Source organism: Mesorhizobium sp. 8 (assembly GCF_006351905.1).
Classification (GTDB): Bacteria; Pseudomonadota; Alphaproteobacteria; order Rhizobiales; family Rhizobiaceae; genus Mesorhizobium; species Mesorhizobium composti.
This window is the reverse complement of record NZ_CP040914.1, coordinates 4,055,229-4,077,757: the sequence shown is the minus strand read 5'-3', so window position 1 is coordinate 4,077,757 and position 22,529 is coordinate 4,055,229. Positions and strand designations below refer to the sequence as shown.

Here is a 22,529-nt window from a genome sequence, read left to right as displayed (position 1 = left end):
TCAAAAAGTCTGCCCGGCCAGCATGGCGAAATGCTCGACGATCGGGCCGACGGCGAGTGCGGGGAAATAGGTCAAGCCGCCTACGATCAGGATGACGCCGATGAGCAGGCCGACGAACAGGCCGCCATGGGTTGGAAGGGTGCCCGCCGAGGTCGGCACGATCTTCTTCGCTGCCAGCGAGCCGGCAATGGCCAGAACCGGCACGATGACGAGGAAGCGGCCCATCAGCATGGCGAGGCCGATGGTGAGGTTGTACCAGGGCGTGTTGGCTGACAGCCCGGCAAATGCGCTGCCGTTGTTGGCCGCACCCGAGGTATAGGCATAGAGGATCTCGGAATAACCGTGCGGGCCGGCATTCGCGAGAGAGGCAAGTGCGGTCGGCAGCACGGCCGCCGCAGCGGTGAAGCCGAGGATGGCGAGCGGCAGCGACAGCACGGCGAGCATCGCCATCTTCACCTCCTTCGCCTCGATCTTCTTGCCGAGATATTCGGGCGTACGTCCGACCATCAGCCCGGCGATGAAGATCGCAAGGATGACGAAGAGAAGGATGCCATATAGCCCGGCGCCGACACCGCCGATGATGACCTCGCCGAGCTGCATGTTGACGATCGGGATCAGGCCGCCGAGCGGCATGAAGCTGTCCAGCATGGCGTTGACCGCGCCACAGGAGGCCGCCGTGGTGACCACCGCGAACAGGGCGGAGGCGGCGATCCCGAAGCGCACCTCCTTGCCTTCCATGTTGCCACCGTCGATGCCGAGCGCCGCGAAGGCGGGGTTGCCGCCAGCCTCCGCCCAGTAGGTGACGGCGACGCCAGCGAGAAACAGCACGCCCATGGCCGCGAAGATCGCCCAGCCCTGACGCTCGTCGCCGACCATGCGGCCGAAAACGTTGGTGAGCGCAGCACCGATGGCGAAGATCGACACCATCTCGACCAGGTTGGTCAGAGCCGTCGGATTCTCGAAGGGATGCGCCGAATTGGCATTGAAGAAACCGCCGCCATTGGTGCCGAGCATCTTGATCGCGAGCTGCGAGGCGGTCGGGCCGACGGCGATGGTCTGCTTCGCGCCTTCCAACGTGGTGACATCAACATAGCTGCCGAGCGTCTGGGTGACGCCCTGGCTGACGTAGAACAGCGCGCACAGAATCGAGAGCGGCAAGAGCACGTAGAGCGTCGAGCGTGTCAGATCAGCCCAGAAATTGCCGACCGTCTTCGCCGAAGCGCGCGCAAAGCCGCGGATCAGCGCCATGGCGATAGCGATGCCGGTGGCGGCTGAAACGAAATTCTGCACCGTCAGCCCGGCCATCTGGACGAGATAGCCCATGGTGCTTTCGCCGCCATAGCCTTGCCAGTTGGTGTTGGTGACGAAGCTGACGGCGGTATTGAAGGATGAATCCGGCGACACCGCCCCCATCTGCATGGGATTGAGCGGCAGAACGCCTTGCAGGCGTTGCAGGCCGAACAGAAGTACGAAACCGGCCGCGTTGAAGGCCAGCATCGCCACCGTATAGGTCAGCCAGTGCTGCTCCTGCCGCTCGTCGACGCCGGCGCCGGCATAAAGCAGGCGCTCTACGGGACGCAGCACAGGCGAAAGGAACGTGTGTTCGCCCGCCATGACCCGCATCATGTACCAGCCGAGCGGCTTTACGAGCGCGATGACGATCGCGCAGAACAGCGCGATCTGGAGCCAGCCGTTGAGGGTCATGATCAGAACCTTTCCGGGCGCAGCAGCGCGTAGATGAGGTAAACAAGGATGAGCGCGGCGGCGAAGCCGCCCAATGCGTAGTCGAGGATCATCGCCGTCTCCTCAAAGCCGTTCGCTGGCGAAGCCGTAGAAGGCGAGAAGGGCGAAGCAGCCCAGGCCGATCGCCAGCATGAAAATGTCGGGCATTGTGCCGTTCTCCATCGGCACGGTGCGCGTGCCGTGGGCAGCGCAGACCGTGTTCAGGCCCGTAGACTTCGGCTTATCGGCATATGTTTTCGAGGGCGGCGGCGCGGCCGTCGCATAGTATTTTCATATAAGGACGGGCGGCGGCGGCCGGCCCTTGTTCAGGCCGCCAGGTCTTCGGCCGAAAAGGCGGCGTCGCTTGCCATGATCGAATCATAGAGATGCTGGTCGGTAGCACCTTCGCTGCCGATGCAAAGCACGACGGAATTCTCGTCCAGTTTGAGTTGGGCCTTGATATCGGCATCGCCCAGTGCGGTCAGCAGCCCGACGAGGCCGCCGACGGCCGATTCGCCGGCGGTGATCGGAGCATCGCCATTGCACGGCCGGGCCAGCGCCCTCATGCAGGCGCTCACGCTGCTGTCGGACACCGACAGGGCGGCATTCGCGCCGGCGCGAAGGATATCCCAGGCTATGAGGGATACCTCGCCGCAGGACAAGCCTGCCATCATCGTTTCGAGGTCGCCGCCGACGACTGTGGGCGCACCGGCCCGCACGCTTTCATAGAAGCAAGCGGCATTTTCGGGCTCCACCACCACAAAGACAGGACGCCGGCCGTTCCACGCATCCCAGAAATAGCTGCACACGGCTGCGGCGAGGCCACCGACACCGCTCTGTACGAAAACATGGGTGGGTGGAGCCTTGCCCGCGAACTGCTCGACGATTTCGGCCGCCAGCACGGTGTAGCCACGCATCACGTCACGCGGAATTTCCAGGTAACCCTCGTAAGAGGTGTCGGATACGACAATATGGCCCAGCCGTTCGGCTTCGCTGGCGCAGAAGCGAACGGTGTCGTCGTAGTTTCCGGGGACGCGGACGACCTGCGCGCCGTAGTTTTCGATCGAGAGCTTGCGGCCTTCGCTGACCGTTGCGTGGATGTAGATGACACATTTGCAGCCGAACATCCTCGCCCCCCAGGCGACGGAACGGCCATGATTGCCGTCGGTGGCGCTGCATACAGTCAGATCACCCGTCAGATCCGCATACTTCCCCGAGATGAGCTCGGCGGCGTCGACTTTCCTGCCGGTCTTCTTCTCGACGTGCTTCAGCAGGATCCGGAGAACGGCATAGGCGCCGCCGAGGGACTTGAAGCTGCCGAGGCCGAAACGGCCGGACTCATCCTTGTAGTGGAGCGATGCGATCCCGAGCCTGGAGGACAGCCTCTGAAGAGACACCAGCGGCGTGACCTCGTAGCCTTCCCAGGAAGCGATTTCGCGGCGGGCCTCGTCGCTGTCGGTCCGGTTCAGGAGCGGGCGCAGAGTTTCCGGATACCGTTCGGAAGCGTCGAAACCGGTGTTTACGGCAAACGAATGGGTCGACGATTTCATCTTTTGAACTGCCCCAGCTTAAGTCCGATATTCTGCCTGCTTCGCCGGCGGTCGACCGTCCTCCATCCGACGGGTTCAGTTGCCGACCTGCCTGCGCTGATTTCAAGAATATTTCATTTCTTGGGAGATTCGGCTTGAATTCGGCAGAGTCAGCGCACTTATGTCTCGTTATCGACGGTAACTGCGAGCGAAAATTGCATGAGCATGAATCAGGAGCTCGACAGGGCTGACAGGGCGATCCTCACCGCCCTCCAGCAAGACAACAAGATGCCGCAGCGCAAGATCGCGACGTTGGTAAACCTGTCGGCGCCGGCGGTTCAGCGGCGCATCAAGAGGATGGAGGAAGCCGGGATCATCCAGGCGAACATTGCCGTCGTGAACCCCGCCAAGGTCGACCAGTCGATCACCATCTTTGTCGAGGTGGAGATGGAGAGCGAGAGAATAGACCTCTACGAAGGAGCCAAGCGCACCTTTGCGGGCATTCCTGAAATCCAGCAGTGCTATTATGTGACCGGAGAGGCCGACTTCCTGCTGATCGTGAACGTCAAATCGATGGCCGACTATGAAAGCCTCACGCGCCAGCTGTTCTTCGAGAACAACAATGTGAAGCGTTTCAAGACGTTCGTCGTCATGGACCGGGTGAAGGTCGGGCTGTCGCTGCCGATCTGAGCAGACGATTGCGGCGCCGGCCCCTATGCGACCGATCCTGCGAGCGAAAAACGGCTGGAAAAGCAGGAGGTCAGAACGTGGGCGGCGTGCAGGTCCACAGAATGCTGGCGCGTTCCGTTCCGGCGTTGCGATAGGAATGCGGGGTGTTCGACCGGAAGCAGAAGGAGTCGCCCTCCCCCAGCGTATAGGTGACGCCGTCGAGGATCAGGTCTATGCGGCCGCGCAGGACATAACCTGTCTCCTCGCCCTCATGGGTGATCGCCAGGCCGCTGCGGCCACCGACATCGATGTGGTGAATGTTGCTTTGCAGGAGGTGTCCGCCCTTATACGGGATGATCCGCTCGAAGGTAACGCCGGCCCCGTCGCCCGGCCGGTTGTCGAGCGTGACCACGGGCCGCGCTCCGGCGCGCGAAATCGGCGAATCGTCCGGCTCCACTTCCTCGAACAGCCAGCTTATGTTCGTCTCCAGCACGCGCACCAGGCGATGCACCAGCGGCAGCGACGGCAGCGCCTTGCCGTTCTCCACCTTCGACAGCAAGCTTTCGGAGCATTCGCTGCGCTTGGCCAGTTCCTTCAGCGTGAGGCCTTTGGTCTGGCGCGCCAGCCGCAGCTTGACGCCGAGCCGCCGCCGCGATTCGAGAAGATCGTCGGCGGCCGGATCGTGAGCCCGGGTCGGGAATTCTATGTCGTTCATTACCTGCCGTTTCCATGGCCCGGGACCAAGCCGGGCCATGTTCATTCCACTTGCCGCCAAACGTTCAGCGGCGGCAATTTCTAGTGCGCCATGCCGCCGTCCACCATCATCGATTTGGCGGTAACGTAGCGCGATTCCTCCGATGCCAGAAAGGTGTACATGGGCGCAACTTCCGCGGGCACGCCCTGCCGGCCGAGCGGCACGATGCGCTTGACCACCTCGGCATGCGGCCCGACGCCGCCCATGTGCTCGATGGCGGGATTGTTGAACGGCGTGTCGATCCAACCCGGAAGCACCGAATTGACACGGATGTTGAACGGCGCAAGCTCCTGCGCCAGCGCCGTGGTGAAGGCGATGACGGCGCCTTTGGCGGACGCATAAGCGGTCATGCCGGGCGCGCCGCGCAGGCCGGCGAGCGAGGCGGTGGTGATGAAGGAGCCGCCGCCGGCGCGCTTCAACGCGGGTGCGCCGTACTTGGCGGCGAAGAAGGTGCCGCGCGCGTTGACGGTGAAGATGGCGTCCCAGGTTTCGGCTTCAACCGTCTCGATAGTGCCGGTGCGCATCAGCCCGGCGAAATAGACCAGTGTGTCGATGCCACCCATTTCCTTCTCGGCGGCTTCCACGGCGTTGCGCACCGAGGCTTCCTCGCGCACGTCGCAGGCGATGTCCGACGCCTTGGCGCCGAGCCCCTGCGCCAGCGCCGCAGCCTCGGCGGCTGCCGGCCCGTTGATGTCGGCCACGACGATGCGGGCGCCGTTGCGGGCGAAATCCTCCACGCAGGCGCGGCCGATACCCGTGGCGGCACCGATCATCAGGGCACGTTTTCCGGCAAGTCTCATGTCGTTCTCCTTATTGGCTCAGGCGCCGCTGCGCCCAGTGCCGGTCTGCGACCATGACCGCGCCAGCGTCACCCAGTAAAGGGCGCCGAGCGGCAGCAGTTCGTCGTTGAAATCGAAGGACGGATTGTGCAGCGGCGTGTCGTTGCCGTTGCCGATCCAGGCATAGCATCCGGCCTTGGCGTTGAGCATGAAGGCGAAATCCTCCGACGCCATGCTGGGTTCGTAGTCGCGCAAGACCTTCTTGTCTCCCCAGATCGAGGCGGCGACCTCGGTCGCGCGCGCGGCGGGATCGACGGCGTTGACGGTGACCGGGTAGCGCGGCTCGAATGCCAGTGAAATCTTCACGTCGTGGGCGACGGATATGCCGTCGGCGATGCGGTGCAGCCTGTGCTGGACCATGGCGCGGGTATCGTCCGACAGCGCCCGCACCGTCCCTTGCAGGACGACCTCGCCCGGCAGCGCGTTGAGCGAATTGCCGCCATGGATCTGCGTCAGCGAGACGACCGCCGGCTGCAGGGCGCTGACCGTGCGGCTGACGATCGATTGCATACTGGAAACCAGCGCCCCGGCGGCAACGATCGCATCCGTGCCGAGATGCGGCAGCGCCGCATGCACGCCGCGCGCCTCGATGGTGATGGTAAACAGGTCCATTGCCGCCATGACGGGGCCGGGACGGGCGGCGAAAGTGCCCAGCGGCAGGCCCGGCCAATTGTGGAGGCCGAAGACGGCATCGACCGGCCAGCGCTCGAACAGCCCCTCCTCGACCATCCTGCGGCCGCCGCCCTCGGCTTCCTCGGCCGGCTGGAAGATGAAGCGCACAGTGCCCGGAAAATCCCGCGCGCCCGAAAGATACTCGGCCGCCGCGAGCAGCATGGTCATATGCCCGTCATGGCCGCAGGCGTGGCTGACGCCGTCGCGGCCGGACCGATAGGGCAGCGCCGACTCCTCGCGGATCGGCAAGGCGTCCATGTCGGCCCTCAGGCCAACCACCGCGCCGGGTGCATTGCCCTCCAGCGTCGCCACGATGCCGGTGCCGGCGATGCCGGTATCGACCTTCAGGCCCATGTCATGCAGGTGCTGCGCCAGAAACTCGGCCGTGTCGTGTTCCTGGAAGGCGACCTCCGGCCGTTGATGGAGATGACGCCGCCAGCCCGCATGGGCTTCCTTGCGGCGGCTGAAAAATGCCTGGGCCGTTTCCATTCCGGGTCCTTTCACGGCGCCACCGGCCGGGTCTGCGCGACCGTGGCGACCGGCTGCAAACCGGCGATGTCGACCGCCGGCAGGCCGCTTCCCTCGAGATGGCAGGCGCTGAGGCTGCCGTCCGGCAGGAGTGTCAGCCGCGGGTCTTCCCTGGCGCAGCGATCGAAGGCGAACGGGCAGCGGGTGCGGAAGCTGCATCCGGGCGGGATGTCGATCGGGTCCGGCGGCTCGCCTTCCAGAAGGTAGGTTTCGGTCTTGTAGGGCTTTTCCTCGATTGTCGGCATGGCGCTGAGCAACGCGCGCGTATAGGGGTGCGAGGAACTGGCGAAAAGCGTCTCGTTGTCGGAGAGTTCCACCACGCGCCCGAGATACATCACGGCGATGCGGGCGCAGACCCGGCGTACCATCGCCAGGTCGTGCGAGATGTAGACGTAGGTGATGCCGCGCCGTGCCTGCAACGTCTCGAACAGGTCGAGCAGCTTGGCCTGCTCGACCTGATCGAGGGCCGAAAGCGTCTCGTCGAGGATCAGCAGTTCGGGTTCGAGCACCAGCGCACGGGCGATGTTGACGCGCTGGCGCTGGCCGGCGCTCAGGCCCACCGGAAGCTGGTCGTAGAGAGACGGCGAAAGGCCGACCTCGCTCATCACCGCCGATACGCGCTTGCGGATCTCACGGCGCGGGACCAGGCCGTGGATCAGCAGCGGCTCGGCTATGGTGCGACCGATCGAGCTGTGCGCGGCGATCGCGTTGTAGGGGTCCTGCAACAGAAGCTGGAAGCGCCGGCGCAGCGCCAGAAGGTCCTTGCCGCGCAGCGTCGCGATGTCCCTGTCCTCGAACAGGATCTGGCCGCGGTTGGGTGCTTCGAGACAGCTCAGCAGCCGCGATAGCGTGGATTTTCCGCAGCCGGATTCGCCGATGATGCCGAAGTTCTCGCCGCGCCGCACAGTGAAGGAGACGCCGCGCACCGCCTGCACCTTGCGGTGGGCGAAGATGGCGTTGCGGTCGCGCACCTCGTAGGTCTTCTCGACGTCGCGCACGTCGAGCACGACGTTTTGCGCCGACGGCGCCGGCGGCTCGGCCGCGCCCGTCCAGATCTTCGGCACCTTGGCGATCAGCTCGCGGGTATAGCCGTGCTCCGGCCTTTCGAGCAACGCGTTGACGGGCTGGCGCTCGACGATATGGCCACGGTCGAGCACGATCATGTCGTCGGCGATCTCGCTGACGATGCCGAGCGCCGAGGAGATGAACACTACGGCCGTGTCGAAATCCTTCTGCAGGTCGCGCAGCAGGCGCAGGATCTGCGCCGCCACCGTCACATCGAGCGGCTGGGTGATGTTGTCGGCGATCAAGAGCTTGGGGTTGGACACGAGCGCGTCGACGATCAGCGCGCGCTGCATCATGCCGCCGCTGAACTGGAAGGGATACTCGTCAAAGCGCTTGGCCGGCGACGGGATGCGCACCGCGTCCAGCGTGTCGATGATGCGCTTGCGGGCGTCTTGGCGCGACAGCTGCGGCGCCACGGCGCGCAGCTTTTCCAGAATCTGGTGGCCTACCGGAACGGTCGGGTCGAGGGCGCTGGTCGGGTTGGCGCCGATATAGGCGATCTCGCGCCCGCGGAGCGCCGCCATCTCCTCTTCCGGCAGAGCCAGAAGGTCGCGCCCGCCGTAGCGGACGGAACCGGAGGTGATCGCCAGCGGCGGCTTGATCCAGTTGACCAGCGCCCGCGACAGCACCGTCTTGCCCGAGCCGCTTTCGCCGATGATGCCGAGCACGGAACGCGGCATGACCGTGAGGTCTATGGTGTTCAGGATAGGCCGAACGCCGCTTTGCGAGCGCATCGCGACCGAGAGATCGCGAACCTCCATCAAGGGGCTGCCCGGCTTCGACATGGATAGCGAGGCCATCATTCCCCTCCCTGCAGGATATGGTTGCGCGCCCGCTCCAGCACGCCGCCCATGAGATTGAGGCTGCCAAGGGCCAGCGCCAGCAGAACGCCCGGCACGATGGTGATCCACCAAGCGTTGAGCAGGTATTGCGTGCCGGCCGAGATGATGGTGCCGAAGGTCGGCGTCGGCGGCTGGATGCCGATGCCGATGAAGCCGAAGATGGCCTCAAAGATCATCATGCGCGCCACGTCCAGCACCGCCACGAAAGCGATCGGCGGCAGGATCGAGGGCGCGATGTGGCGCACCATGATGCGCAGATCGCTGGCGCCGAGGATCTTGGCGGCGCGCACATATTCCTTCTGCCGCTCCGCCAGCGTGACGCCGCGTGAGACGCGCGCGTAGACCGGCCAGCTCGCCAGGATGAGCACGGCGATTATGGAGACCGCCGTCGGCCGCGACATGCCGAGGATGGTGATCGCCAGGATGATGACCGGGATCGACATCTGCACGTCGGTCAGCCGCATCAGGATCACGTCGACCCAGCCGCCGCGATAGCCGGCATAGATGCCAATGGCGCAGCCGAGGATGAACATGCCGATCACGCTGACGACGCCGATGGCGAAGGCGTTGCGCAGGCCGACCAGCGAGCGCAGCAGCAGATCACGGCCGAGTTGGTCGGTGCCGAGGAAATGCGGCAGCCGGCCGCCTTCCATGAACAGCGGCGGCAGGAACTTGTCGGCGACGCTCATCTTCGTCGCCGAGGCGTCGATCAGCAGCGGCCCGAAGAGGGTGAGCGCGACCAAGAGCAGGAACACCGCCGCCGCCAGCTTCATTTCGGTGTAGCTCCAGGCGCGCGCCAGGATGCGCCGGGTCACGCCCCGCTGCTTGTCCGCAGCGGACGGAGGCGCGATCTCGGCTTGCGCGGTCGATGAGGTCATGGCGGCCGCTCCCTAGAACTTCAGACGACGGTCGATCGTCGTGGAGGTGAAATCGACCAGCATGTTGATGGCCACCAGCGCACCCGAAGCCAGGATCGCGACGGCCTGGATGATGGGGAAATCGCGCTGGAAAACAGCGTTGATGGTGAGCATGCCGACGCCGGGATAGCTGAAGATGTATTCGACGACGAACAGGCCGCCGAGCAGCATGCCGATCATCTGCGCGCCGAACAAGTTGAGCAGCGGCACGGCCGCATTGCGCAGCACATGCTTGAAGATCATCGTCCAGCGCGACAGGCCGCGCACCATGCCGACGTCGTAGTAAATCTCGCCGAGATTGGCGGCGACCGACACCGAGATGGCGCGGATCATCACCGGCGACAGCTCGATCGCCACCACCATGGCCGGGATGATGGTGTAGGAGAAGCCGCGATAGCCGATCGCCGGCAACAAGTCCGCCTTGGCCGACAGCAAGAAGATCAGCACCACCGCCACCCAGATGTTGGGCAGCGAAACGAACAGCGAACTGACATAGAGGCCGAGCCGGTCCGGCCATTTGCCGGCCCTCAGACCCGCTGCCATGCCGATGGGGACCGCGACCAGCAAGGCGAACAGGATGCCCAGCCCGGCCAGTTGGAGGCTGTAAGGCAGAGCGGTGCCGATCAGTTCGGCGACCGACGCCCGGCTTTCGGGATTGTAGCCGGCCGCGTCCTGCGAGCCGCCGGCGCTGCCGCCCTGCAGGCCGCGGATGAAGGACCGGCCGAGATCGCCGGTGGCGACCTGGCCGACGAAGCGGCCGAACTGGACGAGGATCGGATCGCGCAGGCCGAGATCCTTGGCGGTCTGTTCCAGCACGCTGGCCGGCGTCATCGGACCGAGGATGATCCGGATCGGATCGCCGGGAACGATGCGCAGCAGCGTGAAGATCACGAAGGCGACAAGAAGGACGATCACCAGCCCCTGGCTGATGCGCCGCAGGAAAAATTCGATCGCGAATGCCATCCAATGCCGTCCCGACAGGAAAGGAGGCCGGCGCCCGGGGCGCTAGGCCGATGATGCTGCGCGCCGGCGGCGCCCGCAAGGGCGCCGCCGGCTACAGACATGCGGGCGTCAGCCCAGCGTCGCCTTGCTGAGGTCGATCGGGCCGTTCGGGTAGAAATAGGCCCCTTGCAGCTTGTTCGACATCGCCCGCAGGAACACCGAGGAATAAAGCGACAGGCTGGGCACCTTGGCGGCCAGCAGCGGCAATGTCTCTTCCTGGAGAACCTTCAGGCGCTCTTCCGTCGATTCGGCGTTGCGCTCCTTGTCGAGCGAAGCATCGATCTCGGGATCGTTGACACCGTTGATGAGCGCGAACTTGGAATAGTAGTTCGGGCGCAGGACGAGGTCCGGCTCGGGCGAACCGGTGATCCAGCCGACGTCGATGATGTGGCCGGGACCCTGGCCGTCGGCGCGGCGGTAGATCTGCTCTTCCCAAGCCGCCGGCTCCAGCGTCGTCAGCTTCACGTTGAAGCCCTGCTCCTGCAGCATGGCGGTGACCAGCTCGCCATATTCGCGGGTCTTCGGATAGAAGCCGACCGAGGTGATGTATTCGAGCTCGGGCAGGCCCTGGCCATTGGGGAAGCCGGCTTCGGCCAGCAGCTTCTGGCACATTTCGGGGTCGAACTTCGGATAATCCGGAACGTCCGTATAGCCGAACTTGACCGGCGAGATGTGGCAGTTGGAGGCCTGTCCCGCTTCGCCGACGATGGCCAGGATCTGGTCACGGTCGATGGCATGGACGGCGGCCAGTCGAACCCTGACGTCGTCGAACGGCGGCTTGTTGCAGCGGAAATGCAGGTATTTGTTCTCGCTGGAAAGACCCTTGTCGGTGGTGACGTTGGCTTCCTTCTTGAGCGATTCAAACTGCTCCGGTTCCAGCCGCTCGGTCAGGTGGTACTGGCCGTTGAGCAGGCCGAGAACGCGGGTGTTTGCGTCCGGCACGTAGTTCCACAGAAGCGTCTCGATCTGCGGCTTGCCGTCGTAATAATCGGCATTCGCCTTGAAGACGATCTGGTCGCCCTTGGTTTCCTGGTAGCGGAAGGCGCCGGTGCCGTTCGGCCGCTGCTTGAGCACGTTCGGATCGGCGACGTCCTTGGCCGAGAGGATCGGCAGGAACGACGACACGTACCAGAAGTTCAGTGCCGGATAGCCGTACTTCTCCGTCTTGAGGCGAACCGTGTAGTCGTCGACGATCTCGACCTCGACCTGGCCGGGATACCAGGCGGAAGCCGGCCGGCTGGGCTGCGAGGCATATTCGTAGGTCGCCTTGACGTCCTCGGCCTTGAAGTCCTTGCCGTCATGGAACTTGACGCCCTGGCGCAGCTTGTACTCCAGCGTGAACTTGTCGATCAGCTTCCACTCGAGCGCCAAATCCGGCAGGATCTCGCCCGGATTCTCCGGCTTCATCAGGCATTTGGTCAGGCGGCCAAACACCAGCGCCTCGGCGGTGATCTGCGGCGCGATGGTGTGCGAGGACGGGTCCCAGCTGCTGGTCACCGTGCCGGCGGCGGCGAAGATCAGCGTGCTGGCGTCCTGCGCCAGTGCCCGTCCGATGCGGCCGGGTCCGATCAGCAGCGAGCCCGCGCCGAGCGCCGTGGCGCCGGCGAGAAACGTGCGTCGTGTCGATATCATGAAGAACTCCCCTCAGCTTGCCCAGTGGCGTTGTTCGCCGCGAGACCTGAGCGGCCCTCGAGCCGCGCAGCCTCCTCCCGCTGCGTGATCCAGACTTCAACAGACCCGTAGTCTCTGTCAAGTCACTTGAATGACACAACTTCCATCTTGAATTCGATGGCGGAACGACAGCGCATTGAGCGTCGACGGAAGCTGTAGCCCGAATAACGTACTTGAATTGACCGTTCAGTCAATCCGGTTGACTGAATTTAATTCGACCGGCAGAATGCAGTTGCCCGTTCGGGTACGGCACTCCCGGCAGACGGCGGCTGTTGCGATTGCCAGCGGATCGGATCATATGAAAACGCAGCCGCTGCACGTCTCACCCACCGCCGAACGGGCCTCGCCGTCACCGCGGCCCCAGTCCATCGTGTGAAGAATCAATGACCTTCAGTCGATACAGTCCCGATCAGCGGCGCACGATGATCATGGATGTGGCGCGCGAAAAGGGCCGCGTCCTGGTCGAGGACCTTGCCAGGGATCTCTCGGCTTCGAGCGAAACCATCCGCCGCGACCTCAACCTGCTGGCTTCCGCGGGCATCGTGCGCAAGTTCCACGGCGGCGCCTGCCTGCCCTCCCTCGTCGACGAAAACCCGTTCTCGGTGCGCATGGCAGAGCAGACCGCCGGAAAACGCGCCATTGCACGGGCCGCGGCGCAATTGTTCAACGACGGCGACACCTTGTTCATCGACACGGGAACCACCACGCTGTTCCTCGCCGAAGAACTGGCGCGTCTGGACAATCTTTCGGTGGTCACCAATTCGACCGCGGTCGCCGCCACGCTCTCGGCAAGGCGCACCAACACCGTTTTCCTGCTCGGCGGGCTCTATCGCCCCGATGCCAGCCAGACCATGGGCGAAGCGACAATCGAGCAGATTTCGGGCTTCCGCGCCGCGCATGTCGTGCTGACCATCGGCGCGATCCACGCCAGGGACGGCGTCATGGACTTCTCGCTCGGCGAGGCCCAGGTGGCGCGCGCGATGATCGAGCAGGCGGACCGCCTCACCGTCATCGCCGACCATTCCAAGGTGGGGCGCGGCGCCTTCGCCCGCGTCTGCCAGATCGACGCCATCGACCGCTTCGTCACGGATGTCCGGCCGCCGGCCGAAACGATGGACGCGCTGCTGGCGGCCGGCGTCGAGGTGATCGTGGCCGACTGAAATTGGCCGGACTTTGCCAACGATATGTAATTCACACCCCTCATTGACCGTTCGGTCATTGACAACGACCTTTTCAGCCGCTCTATTGACCGAATAGCTGGGCCTGCGATCCCTTCTATTTGGTGCGCGGGCCCGGGAAGCCGAGTTTGCGCGCGCAAAAAAGGGGGCCGACATGGCAAGGCAGGATCTGGAAAGGCTGATCCAGGGCGAGGACCTCGACGCGCTCGTCGCCGAGTTCCGGGCCAAGCCAACCGGCCAACACAGCGCGGCCCTGCAACGGCTGGTCAATCATATCCGCAGCGAATCGATGGACGGCAAACTGGCGCTGCTTTGCACGAAGCCGCACGAGGAGTGGCGGCTGGTGCGCATGAACGGTCGCGCCAAGCCGATGACCCTGCTGGATGGCATCTTCCACAATCTCAACGATGCCGAATGGGCCATCTTCAAGCTGCGCATGAAGCGGCATTTCGACGTCGATCTCGCCGACTGAACCGCAGCCGCAGCCTCCTTACCGATCGCCCTGGAGACCCACATGCTCAAGATAACCGGATATGCGGATCGCGTCAGCGTGATGCCGGGACAGACCATCCGCTTCATGGTCAACTGCGAATATCCGCAGTACGAGGCCGGCGTTGTGCGGGTCGTACAGGGCGATAGCGCGCCCGAGGCGCCGCCGGTGAAGCTGGTTCCGGTGTCCAGTGCCGTCGACGGCCGCTATCCGGGCCGCAAGCAGGTCATCCACGCCGGCTCGTTCGCGCGCATCGACTGCGGCGACAGCTTTGCCGCCTCGCCGAACTTCTCCATGCAGGCCATGGTCATGCCGACGACGCCGAAGAAGGGACGCCAGGCGATCATCTCCAAATGGGACGAGGCGGCCGGCAAGGGCATTGCGCTGGTGGTCGCCGAGGACGGATCGGCGGGGATCGAACTGTCCGACGGCGCGGGCAAGGTCACGCTCTCGGTCGGCAAGCCGATGCTGGCGAAACACTGGTATCTGGTGGCTGCGACCTATGACGGCGCCGCCGGCAAGGTCGCCGTCCACCAGCAGCCGCAACACGATTTCCCGACCATAGACGACTCCGGCGGCGCGGAGGCGAACGCTCCGGCCGGGCTCGCCTGGGATAGTGCGGCACCGCTGCTGTTCGCTGCGAGCTGGGGCGGCCAGGATGCCGGTCGGACCGTCGGCCGCGCGCTCTACAACGGCAAGATCGACCGGCCGCGCGTCTCAGCGGCCGCCCTGACGCTGGCCGAGATCGAGGCGGTGCGCGGCGACCGCTGGCCGGAACGCCTTGCCGGCACGCTCGCCGGTGCATGGGATTTCGCCGACGACATTCCGGGCGTCACCGTGCGCGACATTTCGGGACGCCGCTTCGACGGCGTGGTCGTCAACATGCCGACGCGCGGCGTCACCGGCCACAACTTCACCGGCGAGGACGGCATGTGCTGGAAGGACCGGCCCGACCAGTGGTCGGCCATCCACTTCCACGACGACGACGTCTACGACGCAGGCTGGCAGGCGGATTTTTCGCTGACCGTTCCCGAAACGATGAAGAGCGGCATCTATGCCGTGCGCATCCATGCCGAGGGCGAGGAGCAGTTCGTTACCTTCGTGGTGCGGCCGGCGCGCGGCAAGCCGACCTCCAAGCTCGCCTTCCTGTTCCCGCTCGCCACCTACATGGCCTATGCGAACGAGCATTTCGGCACCAATGACGGGCTGGTGGAACTGCATCTCAACCGCGCGCTGGTACTGCATCCGCACCAGCAGTTCCTCAACGAGCATCGCGAATACGGCCACTCGCTCTACGACCTGCATTCGGACGGCAGCGGCGTCTATTATTCCTCGCGGCTGCGCCCGGTGCTGAACCTGCGCCCCAAGGTCGAGGCCAACCACGGCGCGGGGCCGTCGCACCTGTGGCTGTTCAACGCCGACACGCACATCACCAGCTGGCTGGAGCACTTCGACCAGGACTACGACGTCATCACCGACGAGGATCTGCACGAAGAAGGTTTCTCGCTGCTGTCGGGCTACCGCACGGTGATGACCGCAACCCATCCCGAATACTATTCGCGCGAGATGTACGACGCGGTCCAGCGCTTCACCCACAGCGGCGGGCGGCTGATCTATCTCGGCGGCAACGGCTTCTACTGGCGCATCGCCTACAACCGTACCCAGCCCGGCATCATCGAGGTGAGGCGCTCCGAGGGCGGCAGCCGCGCCTGGGAGCCGCCGACGGGCGAGTACTACCACTCCTTTACCGGTGAGTATGGCGGCATGTGGCGCCGTCAGGGTGGCCGCAGCCCCAACCATCTGGTCGGCGTCGGCTTCACCGCGCAGGGCTTCGACGTCTCGTCCTACTATCGCCGCGCATCCGGCGCCGACGATCCGCGCGCGGCATTCATCCTCGACGGCGTCGACGACGAGATCCTCGGCGATTTCGGCCTGACCGGCGGCGGCGCTTCCGGGATGGAACTGGACCGGCACGACGTTTCGCTCGGCTCGCCGCCGCATTCGCTGGTGGTGGCACGCTCCGAGCGGCAGACCGAGGCGCACGTCCATGTCGTCGAAGACCTCCTCTTCAACCACATGGGCACGACCGGCGACGTCAACGAGAAGGTGCATGCCGATCTCGTCTTCTTCGAGACTCCGAACGGCGGCGCCGTCTTCTCCGTCGGCTCCATCGCCTATTCCGGCGCCCTGCCGTGGAACAACTACGACAACAACATCTCGCGGCTGACGCTCAACGTGCTGCGGCGCTTCATGGATCCCGCGCCGTTCCCGCTGCCCCAGGCCTGAACAGAGCGGCGCAAAAGAGCGACATCATGCCAGACGGGGACCTCTTCGACGTGGCGGTGGTCGGCGGCGGCGTCGTCGGCTGCGCCGTCGCCCGGCGCTTCACGCTGGACGGCGCCCGCACCGTCTTGCTGGAGCGCGGCGCCGACATATTGAGCGGCGCCAGCAAGGCCAACAGTGCCTTGCTGCACACCGGCTTCGACGCACCGCCCGGCAGCCTGGAAGTGGCCTGCATGCAGGCAGGCTACAGGGAGTATCTGGATATCCGCGAGCGGCTGAACCTGCCGTTGCTCGAAACCGGGGCAATGGTCGTCGCCTGGAACGAGGCCGACCGTGAACGCCTCGACACCATCGAGGCGCAGGCAAGACAAAACGGCGTCGACGACGTCAGGCGCCTGACGTCGGCCGAGGTAACGGCGCGCGAGCCGCATCTTGCGCCGGATACCCGCGGCGCGCTTCTGGTGCCGGGCGAGCACGTCATCGATCCCTGGTCGGCGCCCCTCGCCTATCTGACCCAGGCTGTCGAAAACGGCGCCCGGGCGGTCTTCGGCGCCGAGGTGACGGGTGGATCGTTCGACGGCAGCGAGTGGGCGTTGCAAACGTCCAAGGGTCCGGTGCGGACTAGCCTCGTGATCAACTGTGCCGGCCTGTTCGGCGATATCCTCGAGCAGCGGTTGCTCGGTTCGGCCGGCTTCACCATCAAGCCGCGCAAGGGGCAGTTCGTCGTCTTCGACAAGGCAGCCGCCGCGTTCCTGCGCACGATCATCCTGCCGGTGCCAAACGAACGCACCAAGGGCGTCGTGCTCACGCGCACCATCTTCGGCAACGTTCTGGTCGGGCCGACGGCGGAGGAGCAGGACGACCGCGACCACGCGGGCGTCGACGAAGCGGTTCTGCGCACCCTCATCGCCAAGGCGGTCGCCATAGTGCCGGCGCTCGCCGGCATGCCGGTAACGGCCGTCTATGCCGGCCTGCGCCCCGCAAGCGAGAGGAAGGAATACCGCGTCTCGGCCGATGCCGAGCGGCGCTGGATCAGCGTCGGCGGCATCCGCTCGACCGGCCTGACGGCCGCTCTCGGGCTGGCGGCCCATGTCGCCCGCCTGCATGCGGACATGAAGCAAAAAAAGAATTTCCACCCCCTGAAGAACTCCGTCTGGCCCCGCATGCCCAACCTTGCCGAACACCTGGAACGCGATTGGCAGAAGCCGGATCACGGCGACATCGTCTGCCATTGCGAACTGGTGACGCGGCGCGAGATCGAAGCGGCGCTGAACGGCCCGCTGCCCGCCGGAGACGTCGGCGGCCTGAAGCGGCGCACACGCGCGGGCATGGGCCGCTGCCAGGGCTTTTATTGCCAGGCGCGCGTCGCCGCGCTGAGCGAAGGCCGGCTGGCCGATCCACTGGCGGTCGGTACCTGCCATGACTGAGACGATCGTGACCGATGTGGCCATCGTCGGCGGCGGACCGGCCGGGATCGCCGCAGCACTTGCCCTGCGTGGCCGTGGCGTCCAGCGGGTGACGATCCTCGAGCGCGAAACCGATGTCGGCGGCGTGCCCCGCCATTGTGGCCATCCCCCGTTCGGCCTGCGTGAATTCGGCCGCGTGCTCACCGGCCCCGCCTATGCCCACAGGCTTGCGGAGGCCGCCCGTCGGGCAGGCGTCGAGGTCCGGACGGGCCTGTCGGTGACGGCGCTGCGACCGGGAGCAAGGCTCGATGCTATGTGTGCGGCAGGCCCGGTCGAAATCGTCGCCGGCCGCGTCATCCTGGCAACCGGCGCCCGCGAAAGCTCGCGCGCGGCGCGGCTTATTTCCGGCGATCGCCCCGTAGGGGTCATCACCACGGGAACGCTGCAACACGAAGTCCATATCGAGAAGATGCTGCCCTTCCGGCGCCCCGTCATCGTCGGCACGGAACTCGTCAGCCTCTCGGCAGTGGCCACCTGCCGCAAGGCCGGCATCCGGCCGGTCGCCGTGATCGAGGCGGCGGATCGGCCGACGGCGCGGCGCCCGCTCGATCTCTTTCCCCGCCTGCTCGGCATTCCGATGCACTATCGGGCGACGATCGCCGAAATCAGGGGGCGAGGCCGTGTCGAAGCGGTGGCGATACGCCTGGCCGACGGCTCGATGCGCGAACTCTCCTGCGACGGCGTGCTGCTGACGGGATGGTTCACGCCGGAGGCCGGGCTGGTACGCCCGAGCCATCTCGCGCTGGACGACGGCAGCGGCGGACCCGCAATAGACCAGTTCGGCCGCTGCAGCGACCCGGCCTACTTCGCCGCCGGCAACCTGCTTCGCCCCATCGAGACGGCGGGCTGGTCGTATCGTGAGGGTGCGCGCATCGGCGCGATGGTTGCCGACGATCTCGCCGGAACCCTTCCTCCCTGCGTGACCACCACAACGATCGTGCGCGGCGCCAACGTCAAGCTGGTCGTGCCGCAACGCCTGTCCGCTTCCGGGCACACCGGGTCCCTCGACAGCCTCCAGATCCGCGTCGAGGCCGCCACGACCGGCCCGCTTGTCGCGCGCGACGGCTCGCAGGTGCTCTGGCGCAGGAACGGCCGCCTCTTGCCGGAGCGCCGTATCCTGATACCCCTGTCGGCATTGCAGGGACCGCGCGCAGCGGGCGGAACCATAATCATAGAAGCAGCAGGCAGCGGATCTGGATAGGATGCGGATTGCGGCGATCGATCAGGGTACTACGTCCACCCGCCTTTTGCTTGCCGACAGCGCGGGCGATATCCGCATCGCCCATTCCGTCCGGCACGGGCAGCACTATCCCAATCCTGGCTGGGTCGAGCACGATCCGCTGGAACTCTTGCGCAATGTCGCCGCATGCGTGACTGAGGCCGGACAGGTCGATGCCATCGGCCTCGACAATCAGGGAGAAAGCTGCCTCGCATGGGATGCGGCGAGCGGGGAGCCGCTCTCGCCCGTCATCGTATGGCAGGACAGCCGTACCCGCGAGACACTGGAGCGGCTGCGCGCCGACGGCGCCGAACAGCCGACGCTGGCGCGCGCCGGCCTGCCGCTGGACCCGTATTTTTCCGCCTCGAAGCTCGGCTGGATCGTCGCCAACGTGCCGGCCGCGCGCGCGGCATTGGCTGCCGGCCGCCTGCGCCTCGGCACGACGGACAGCTTCTTCCTCGACAGGCTGGGCGGACGCTTCGTCACCGACGCGACGACCGCCTCGCGCACCTCGCTGATGAACCTCGCCACCTGCACCTGGGACGAGGAGCTTTGCCGTCTTTTCGGCGTGCCGATCGAAGCCTTGCCGCCCATCGGGCCGACCGCCGGAACGGTCATCGCCACGATCGGCAAGGTTCCGCTCACCGCCTCGGTGGTCGACCAGCAGGCCGCCCTCTACGGACACGGCTGCCGCAAACCGGGTGACGCCAAGATCACCTTCGGGACGGGCGCGTTCGCACTGGCACTGACAGGATCGCGCATCGTGCGCAGCCCCGAAACCGGCCTGTTGCCCACCGTCGCCTGGAAGATCGGCGGCGAGACGACCTATGCCGTGGATGGCGGCGTCTACGATGCGGGCGCGGCGGTCGAATGGCTGGGCAGGATTGGCCTGATGAAGGGAGTTGAGGAATTGCAATCCTTTGCCGAGCCGGCGGCAATCGACCGCGACCTGGTTTTCGTCCCGGCGCTCTCCGGCCTCGCCTGCCCGCACTGGGACCGCTCGGCGGCGGGGCTGTGGCTCGGCCTGTCCGCCGACACGACGCGCGAGCTGATGCTGCAATCGGCGCTTGAAGGCATCGCGCTGGCGACCGCCGACGTCATCGGCGCGATGAACGGGGAAGTCGCGCTCGGCCCCACGCTGTCGATAGACGGCGGCCTGTCACGCAGCCCCTATTTCACGCAGTTCCTGGCGGACGCCTTGCAACGCAGGGTCGTCACGCAATCCTTCGACGAACTGACCGGCCTTGGCTGCGCAGCCCTGGCCGCGCTTGCGCTGAACGGCGAACTGCCGCCTCCGCAAGATGAAAGTTCGGTACTTGACGGTCGCCCGGGGAAAGGTTCGAACTGGCGATCGAAGTTCGCAGACGCGGTCTCCCGTTGCCGGGGCTGGCGTCAATAGCGAACGTCCGGACAAGATCGGAGGGCGGGCTGACGATGGACGGGCATTATCGCGATATCCGCAAGATCGACCCGAGCCGCGACGGGCCGCTCGCCGACGGCTCGGCCAACGATATGGACAGGATGGAAATCGGGCCGACCATCCTGGCCTACGATGAGTGGGCCGAGGCCGGTCTGCAACTGCCGGATCTGGCGCGCATGCGCGAGCATCGCTGGAAGCGGCTCGTCCGATTCATCCACGCAAGGGACTACGGCGGGCTCCTGCTGTTCGATCCGCTCAACATCCGCTATGCGACCGACAGCACCAACATGCAGTTGTGGAACACCCACAACCCGTTTCGCGCCGTCCTCATCTGCGCCGACGGCTACATGGTCATCTGGGACTACAAGAACGCGGTCTTCCTGAGCGAATTCAACCCGCTGGTCAGGGAACGGCGAAGCGGTGCGAACCTGTTCTACTTCGACCGCGGCGACAGGCTCGACGAAGCGGCCGACACCTTCACAAACGAAGTCCGTGAGTTGATGCGGCTTCATTCCGGCACCAACAGGCGGCTGGCCGTCGACAAGATCATGATCCATGGGCTGAGAAGCCTCGAAGCTCAGGGCTTCCAAGTATTCCCCGGCGAAGAACTCACCGAGAAGGCGCGCGCCGTCAAAGGGCCGGACGAAATCCTGGCGATGCGCTGCGCCGTGCACGCCTGCGAGAAGGCGGTGGGCGAAATGGAGCGTGCGGCGCGAACCGGCATCCCTTCGGGCACGATGTCGGAGGACGACGTCTGGGCCGTCCTGCACGCCGAAAACATCCGCCGGGGCGGTGAATGGATCGAAACCCGCCTGCTGGCGTCGGGCCCGCGCACCAATCCATGGTTCCAGGAATGCGGGCCGCGCATCGTCCAGGAGAACGAGATCCTCGCCTTCGACACCGACCTGGTCGGGTCCTACGGCATGTGTGTCGACATTTCCCGCACATGGTGGATCGGCCCGGACAAGCCGTCGGGCGAGATGATCTACGCCATGCGTCATGCGCGCGAACACATCGCGACGAACATGGAGCTGCTGGCGCCGGGCGTGCGCTTCAGGGACCTGGTGTTCGGCGGACATCACCTGGACGCGCCGTTCCAGAAACAGAAATACGGCGCGAAGATGCACGGCGCCGGCCTGTGCGACGAGTGGCCGCTGATCACCTATCCGGACCGCTTCGACGACGGTGCGTTCGAATACGTCCTCGAACCCGGCATGGTCATGTGCGTCGAGGCCCTGGTCTCGCCGGAGGGCGGCAGCTTCTCCATCAAGCTCGAGGATCAGGTCCTCATCACCGAAACCGGCTACGAGAACCTGACGAGCTATCCCTTCGACCCCGTTCTGATGAGCGGGTGAAGCAACTTCGAAATCGCGATCGGGTTCGCTTTCGGAAACAAAATCGTTCCGCTTCGTTGCCGAAATGCCCTGTGCCGTCAGCGGTTGTCGCGATGGCCGGAATTGGCCGCGCATTCTTGCTGCGGCTCGTACACGCCCGCTATTTGCTGTAGCCTGAGCCTCGACTGACGGAGGCGACCAGAATAGTGCGCGAGGATTCCCAAGAGAATGGCGCCGATCGCCATTCCAGCCCGGCCGCCGGCTCCGGCTCGACCGGGAATGTCAAGGCGACCAAGGAGGACTGGCTCAAGCTCGCTCTCAAAACACTGATCTGCGACGGCGTGGACGGCGTGCGCATCCTCACTCTCGGACAGAAGCTCGGCATATCGCGATCGAGCTTCTACTGGTACTTCAAGAGCCGTCAGGATCTGCTCGACCAGCTCCTGCAATACTGGCGCGAGCGCAACACGCGCGGTATTCTCGCCCAGTCGCTCCTGCCCGCCGCATCGGTCACGCAGGGCGTGCTCAACGTCTTCGAGTGCTGGTACGACGAGGACCTGTTCAATCCCCGACTGGATTTCGCGGTCAGGGCATGGGCCAACGGTTCCAGCGAGGTCCGCAAGGTCGTGGATCTCGCAGATGGCGAGCGGGTCGAGGCGATATACGCGATGTTCCTGAGATGCGGCTGTCCGCAATCCGATGCCCTGATCCGCGCTCGCATCCTCTACTTTACCCAGATCGGCTACTATGCGCTGGAGATCGTCGAGTCGATCGAGAACCGTCTCGCGCACTTGCCTGCCTATCTGCGGATCCATGCCGGCAAGGACCCGTTGGACGGCGAGGTCGAGGCCTTCGTCGCGCGCGCCTTGCGCAGAGTGGACACGCGCCAGGCGCCCTGATCACGACGGTGGCCGAAGCCGTTTCCGCGA

19 protein-coding genes are annotated in these 22,529 nt (G+C 65.3%); 9 read left to right on the top strand and 10 right to left on the bottom strand.

The window, feature by feature from the left end; translation table 11 throughout:
- From kdpA to FGU64_RS19630, 3 genes are all read right to left on the bottom strand, one after another.
- Positions 1-1,704: a potassium-transporting ATPase subunit KdpA gene (kdpA, locus tag FGU64_RS19640; protein ID WP_139954680.1), complete on the bottom strand. Its 1,704-nt coding sequence runs from the start codon at positions 1,702-1,704 to the stop codon at positions 1-3.
- A gap of 2 nt (positions 1,705-1,706) precedes the next feature.
- Positions 1,707-1,796, bottom strand: coding sequence for a potassium-transporting ATPase subunit F (locus tag FGU64_RS19635; protein WP_136358576.1), 90 nt, complete (start codon positions 1,794-1,796; stop codon positions 1,707-1,709).
- 252 nt (positions 1,797-2,048) lie between these two features.
- Positions 2,049-3,272 carry a diaminopropionate ammonia-lyase gene (locus FGU64_RS19630; RefSeq protein ID WP_139954679.1) on the bottom strand — a complete coding sequence of 408 codons (1,224 nt, stop codon included), beginning with the start codon at positions 3,270-3,272 and terminating at the stop codon, positions 2,049-2,051.
- Between the two features lie 198 nt (positions 3,273-3,470).
- On the opposite strand from FGU64_RS19630, the gene FGU64_RS19625 reads away from it, so the two are divergent.
- Entirely contained in the window at positions 3,471-3,941 is a 471-nt protein-coding gene (locus tag FGU64_RS19625) for an Lrp/AsnC family transcriptional regulator (protein WP_139954678.1), read from the top strand.
- Positions 3,942-4,011: 70 nt separating this feature from the next.
- Here the strand turns inward: FGU64_RS19625 and FGU64_RS19620 are convergent, their stop codons facing one another.
- The 7 genes from FGU64_RS19620 to FGU64_RS19590 form a co-directional block, all read right to left on the bottom strand.
- The gene (locus FGU64_RS19620; protein WP_180375574.1) at positions 4,012-4,635 is read right to left on the bottom strand and encodes a cupin domain-containing protein; all 624 of its coding nucleotides are present in this window, start codon (positions 4,633-4,635) and stop codon (positions 4,012-4,014) included.
- Between the two features lie 80 nt (positions 4,636-4,715).
- On the bottom strand, positions 4,716-5,474 hold the full coding sequence (locus FGU64_RS19615) for an SDR family NAD(P)-dependent oxidoreductase (RefSeq protein WP_246671157.1): 759 nt from the start codon (positions 5,472-5,474) through the stop codon (positions 4,716-4,718).
- Between the two features lie 18 nt (positions 5,475-5,492).
- Positions 5,493-6,674 carry a M20 aminoacylase family protein gene (locus FGU64_RS19610; RefSeq protein WP_139954676.1) on the bottom strand — a complete coding sequence of 394 codons (1,182 nt, stop codon included), beginning with the start codon at positions 6,672-6,674 and terminating at the stop codon, positions 5,493-5,495.
- Between the two features lie 11 nt (positions 6,675-6,685).
- Entirely contained in the window at positions 6,686-8,578 is a 1,893-nt protein-coding gene (locus FGU64_RS19605; protein ID WP_246671156.1) for an ABC transporter ATP-binding protein, read from the bottom strand.
- Positions 8,578-9,498, bottom strand: a complete 921-nt coding sequence (locus tag FGU64_RS19600) for an ABC transporter permease (RefSeq protein ID WP_139954675.1) — start codon at positions 9,496-9,498, stop codon at positions 8,578-8,580. The genes FGU64_RS19605 and FGU64_RS19600 overlap by 1 nt, the downstream gene beginning before the upstream one ends.
- 12 nt (positions 9,499-9,510) lie before the next feature.
- Positions 9,511-10,500, bottom strand: a complete 990-nt coding sequence (locus tag FGU64_RS19595; RefSeq protein ID WP_136358590.1) for an ABC transporter permease — start codon at positions 10,498-10,500, stop codon at positions 9,511-9,513.
- A gap of 108 nt (positions 10,501-10,608) precedes the next feature.
- The gene (locus FGU64_RS19590; protein WP_139954674.1) at positions 10,609-12,171 is read right to left on the bottom strand and encodes an ABC transporter substrate-binding protein; all 1,563 of its coding nucleotides are present in this window, start codon (positions 12,169-12,171) and stop codon (positions 10,609-10,611) included.
- A 422-nt stretch (positions 12,172-12,593) separates the two neighbouring features.
- Here FGU64_RS19590 and FGU64_RS19585 point away from each other — a divergent pair, with 422 nt between their 5' ends.
- From FGU64_RS19585 to FGU64_RS19550, 8 genes are all read left to right on the top strand, one after another.
- A complete protein-coding gene (locus FGU64_RS19585) occupies positions 12,594-13,370 on the top strand; it encodes a DeoR/GlpR family DNA-binding transcription regulator (protein WP_230978778.1) in 777 nt (258 codons plus the stop codon).
- A gap of 172 nt (positions 13,371-13,542) precedes the next feature.
- On the top strand, positions 13,543-13,860 hold the full coding sequence (locus FGU64_RS19580; RefSeq protein ID WP_139954673.1) for an ABC transporter permease: 318 nt from the start codon (positions 13,543-13,545) through the stop codon (positions 13,858-13,860).
- A 42-nt stretch (positions 13,861-13,902) separates the two neighbouring features.
- On the top strand, positions 13,903-16,164 hold the full coding sequence (locus FGU64_RS19575; protein WP_139954672.1) for a N,N-dimethylformamidase beta subunit family domain-containing protein: 2,262 nt from the start codon (positions 13,903-13,905) through the stop codon (positions 16,162-16,164).
- A 26-nt stretch (positions 16,165-16,190) separates the two neighbouring features.
- On the top strand, positions 16,191-17,588 hold the full coding sequence (locus FGU64_RS19570) for an NAD(P)/FAD-dependent oxidoreductase (RefSeq protein ID WP_139954671.1): 1,398 nt from the start codon (positions 16,191-16,193) through the stop codon (positions 17,586-17,588).
- On the top strand, positions 17,581-18,828 hold the full coding sequence (locus FGU64_RS19565; protein ID WP_139954670.1) for an FAD-dependent oxidoreductase: 1,248 nt from the start codon (positions 17,581-17,583) through the stop codon (positions 18,826-18,828). Before FGU64_RS19570 ends, FGU64_RS19565 begins: the two co-directional genes overlap by 8 nt.
- Position 18,829: 1 nt before the next feature.
- A complete protein-coding gene (locus FGU64_RS19560) occupies positions 18,830-20,245 on the top strand; it encodes an FGGY family carbohydrate kinase (protein ID WP_139954669.1) in 1,416 nt (471 codons plus the stop codon).
- 35 nt (positions 20,246-20,280) lie between these two features.
- Positions 20,281-21,621 (top strand): dimethylsulfonioproprionate lyase DddP, encoded by a 1,341-nt coding sequence (gene dddP, locus FGU64_RS19555; protein WP_139954668.1) that lies wholly within the window; start codon positions 20,281-20,283, stop codon positions 21,619-21,621.
- 185 nt (positions 21,622-21,806) lie between these two features.
- Positions 21,807-22,499 (top strand): TetR/AcrR family transcriptional regulator, encoded by a 693-nt coding sequence (locus FGU64_RS19550; protein WP_139954667.1) that lies wholly within the window; start codon positions 21,807-21,809, stop codon positions 22,497-22,499.
- The last annotated feature ends 30 nt before the right edge of the window (positions 22,500-22,529 follow it).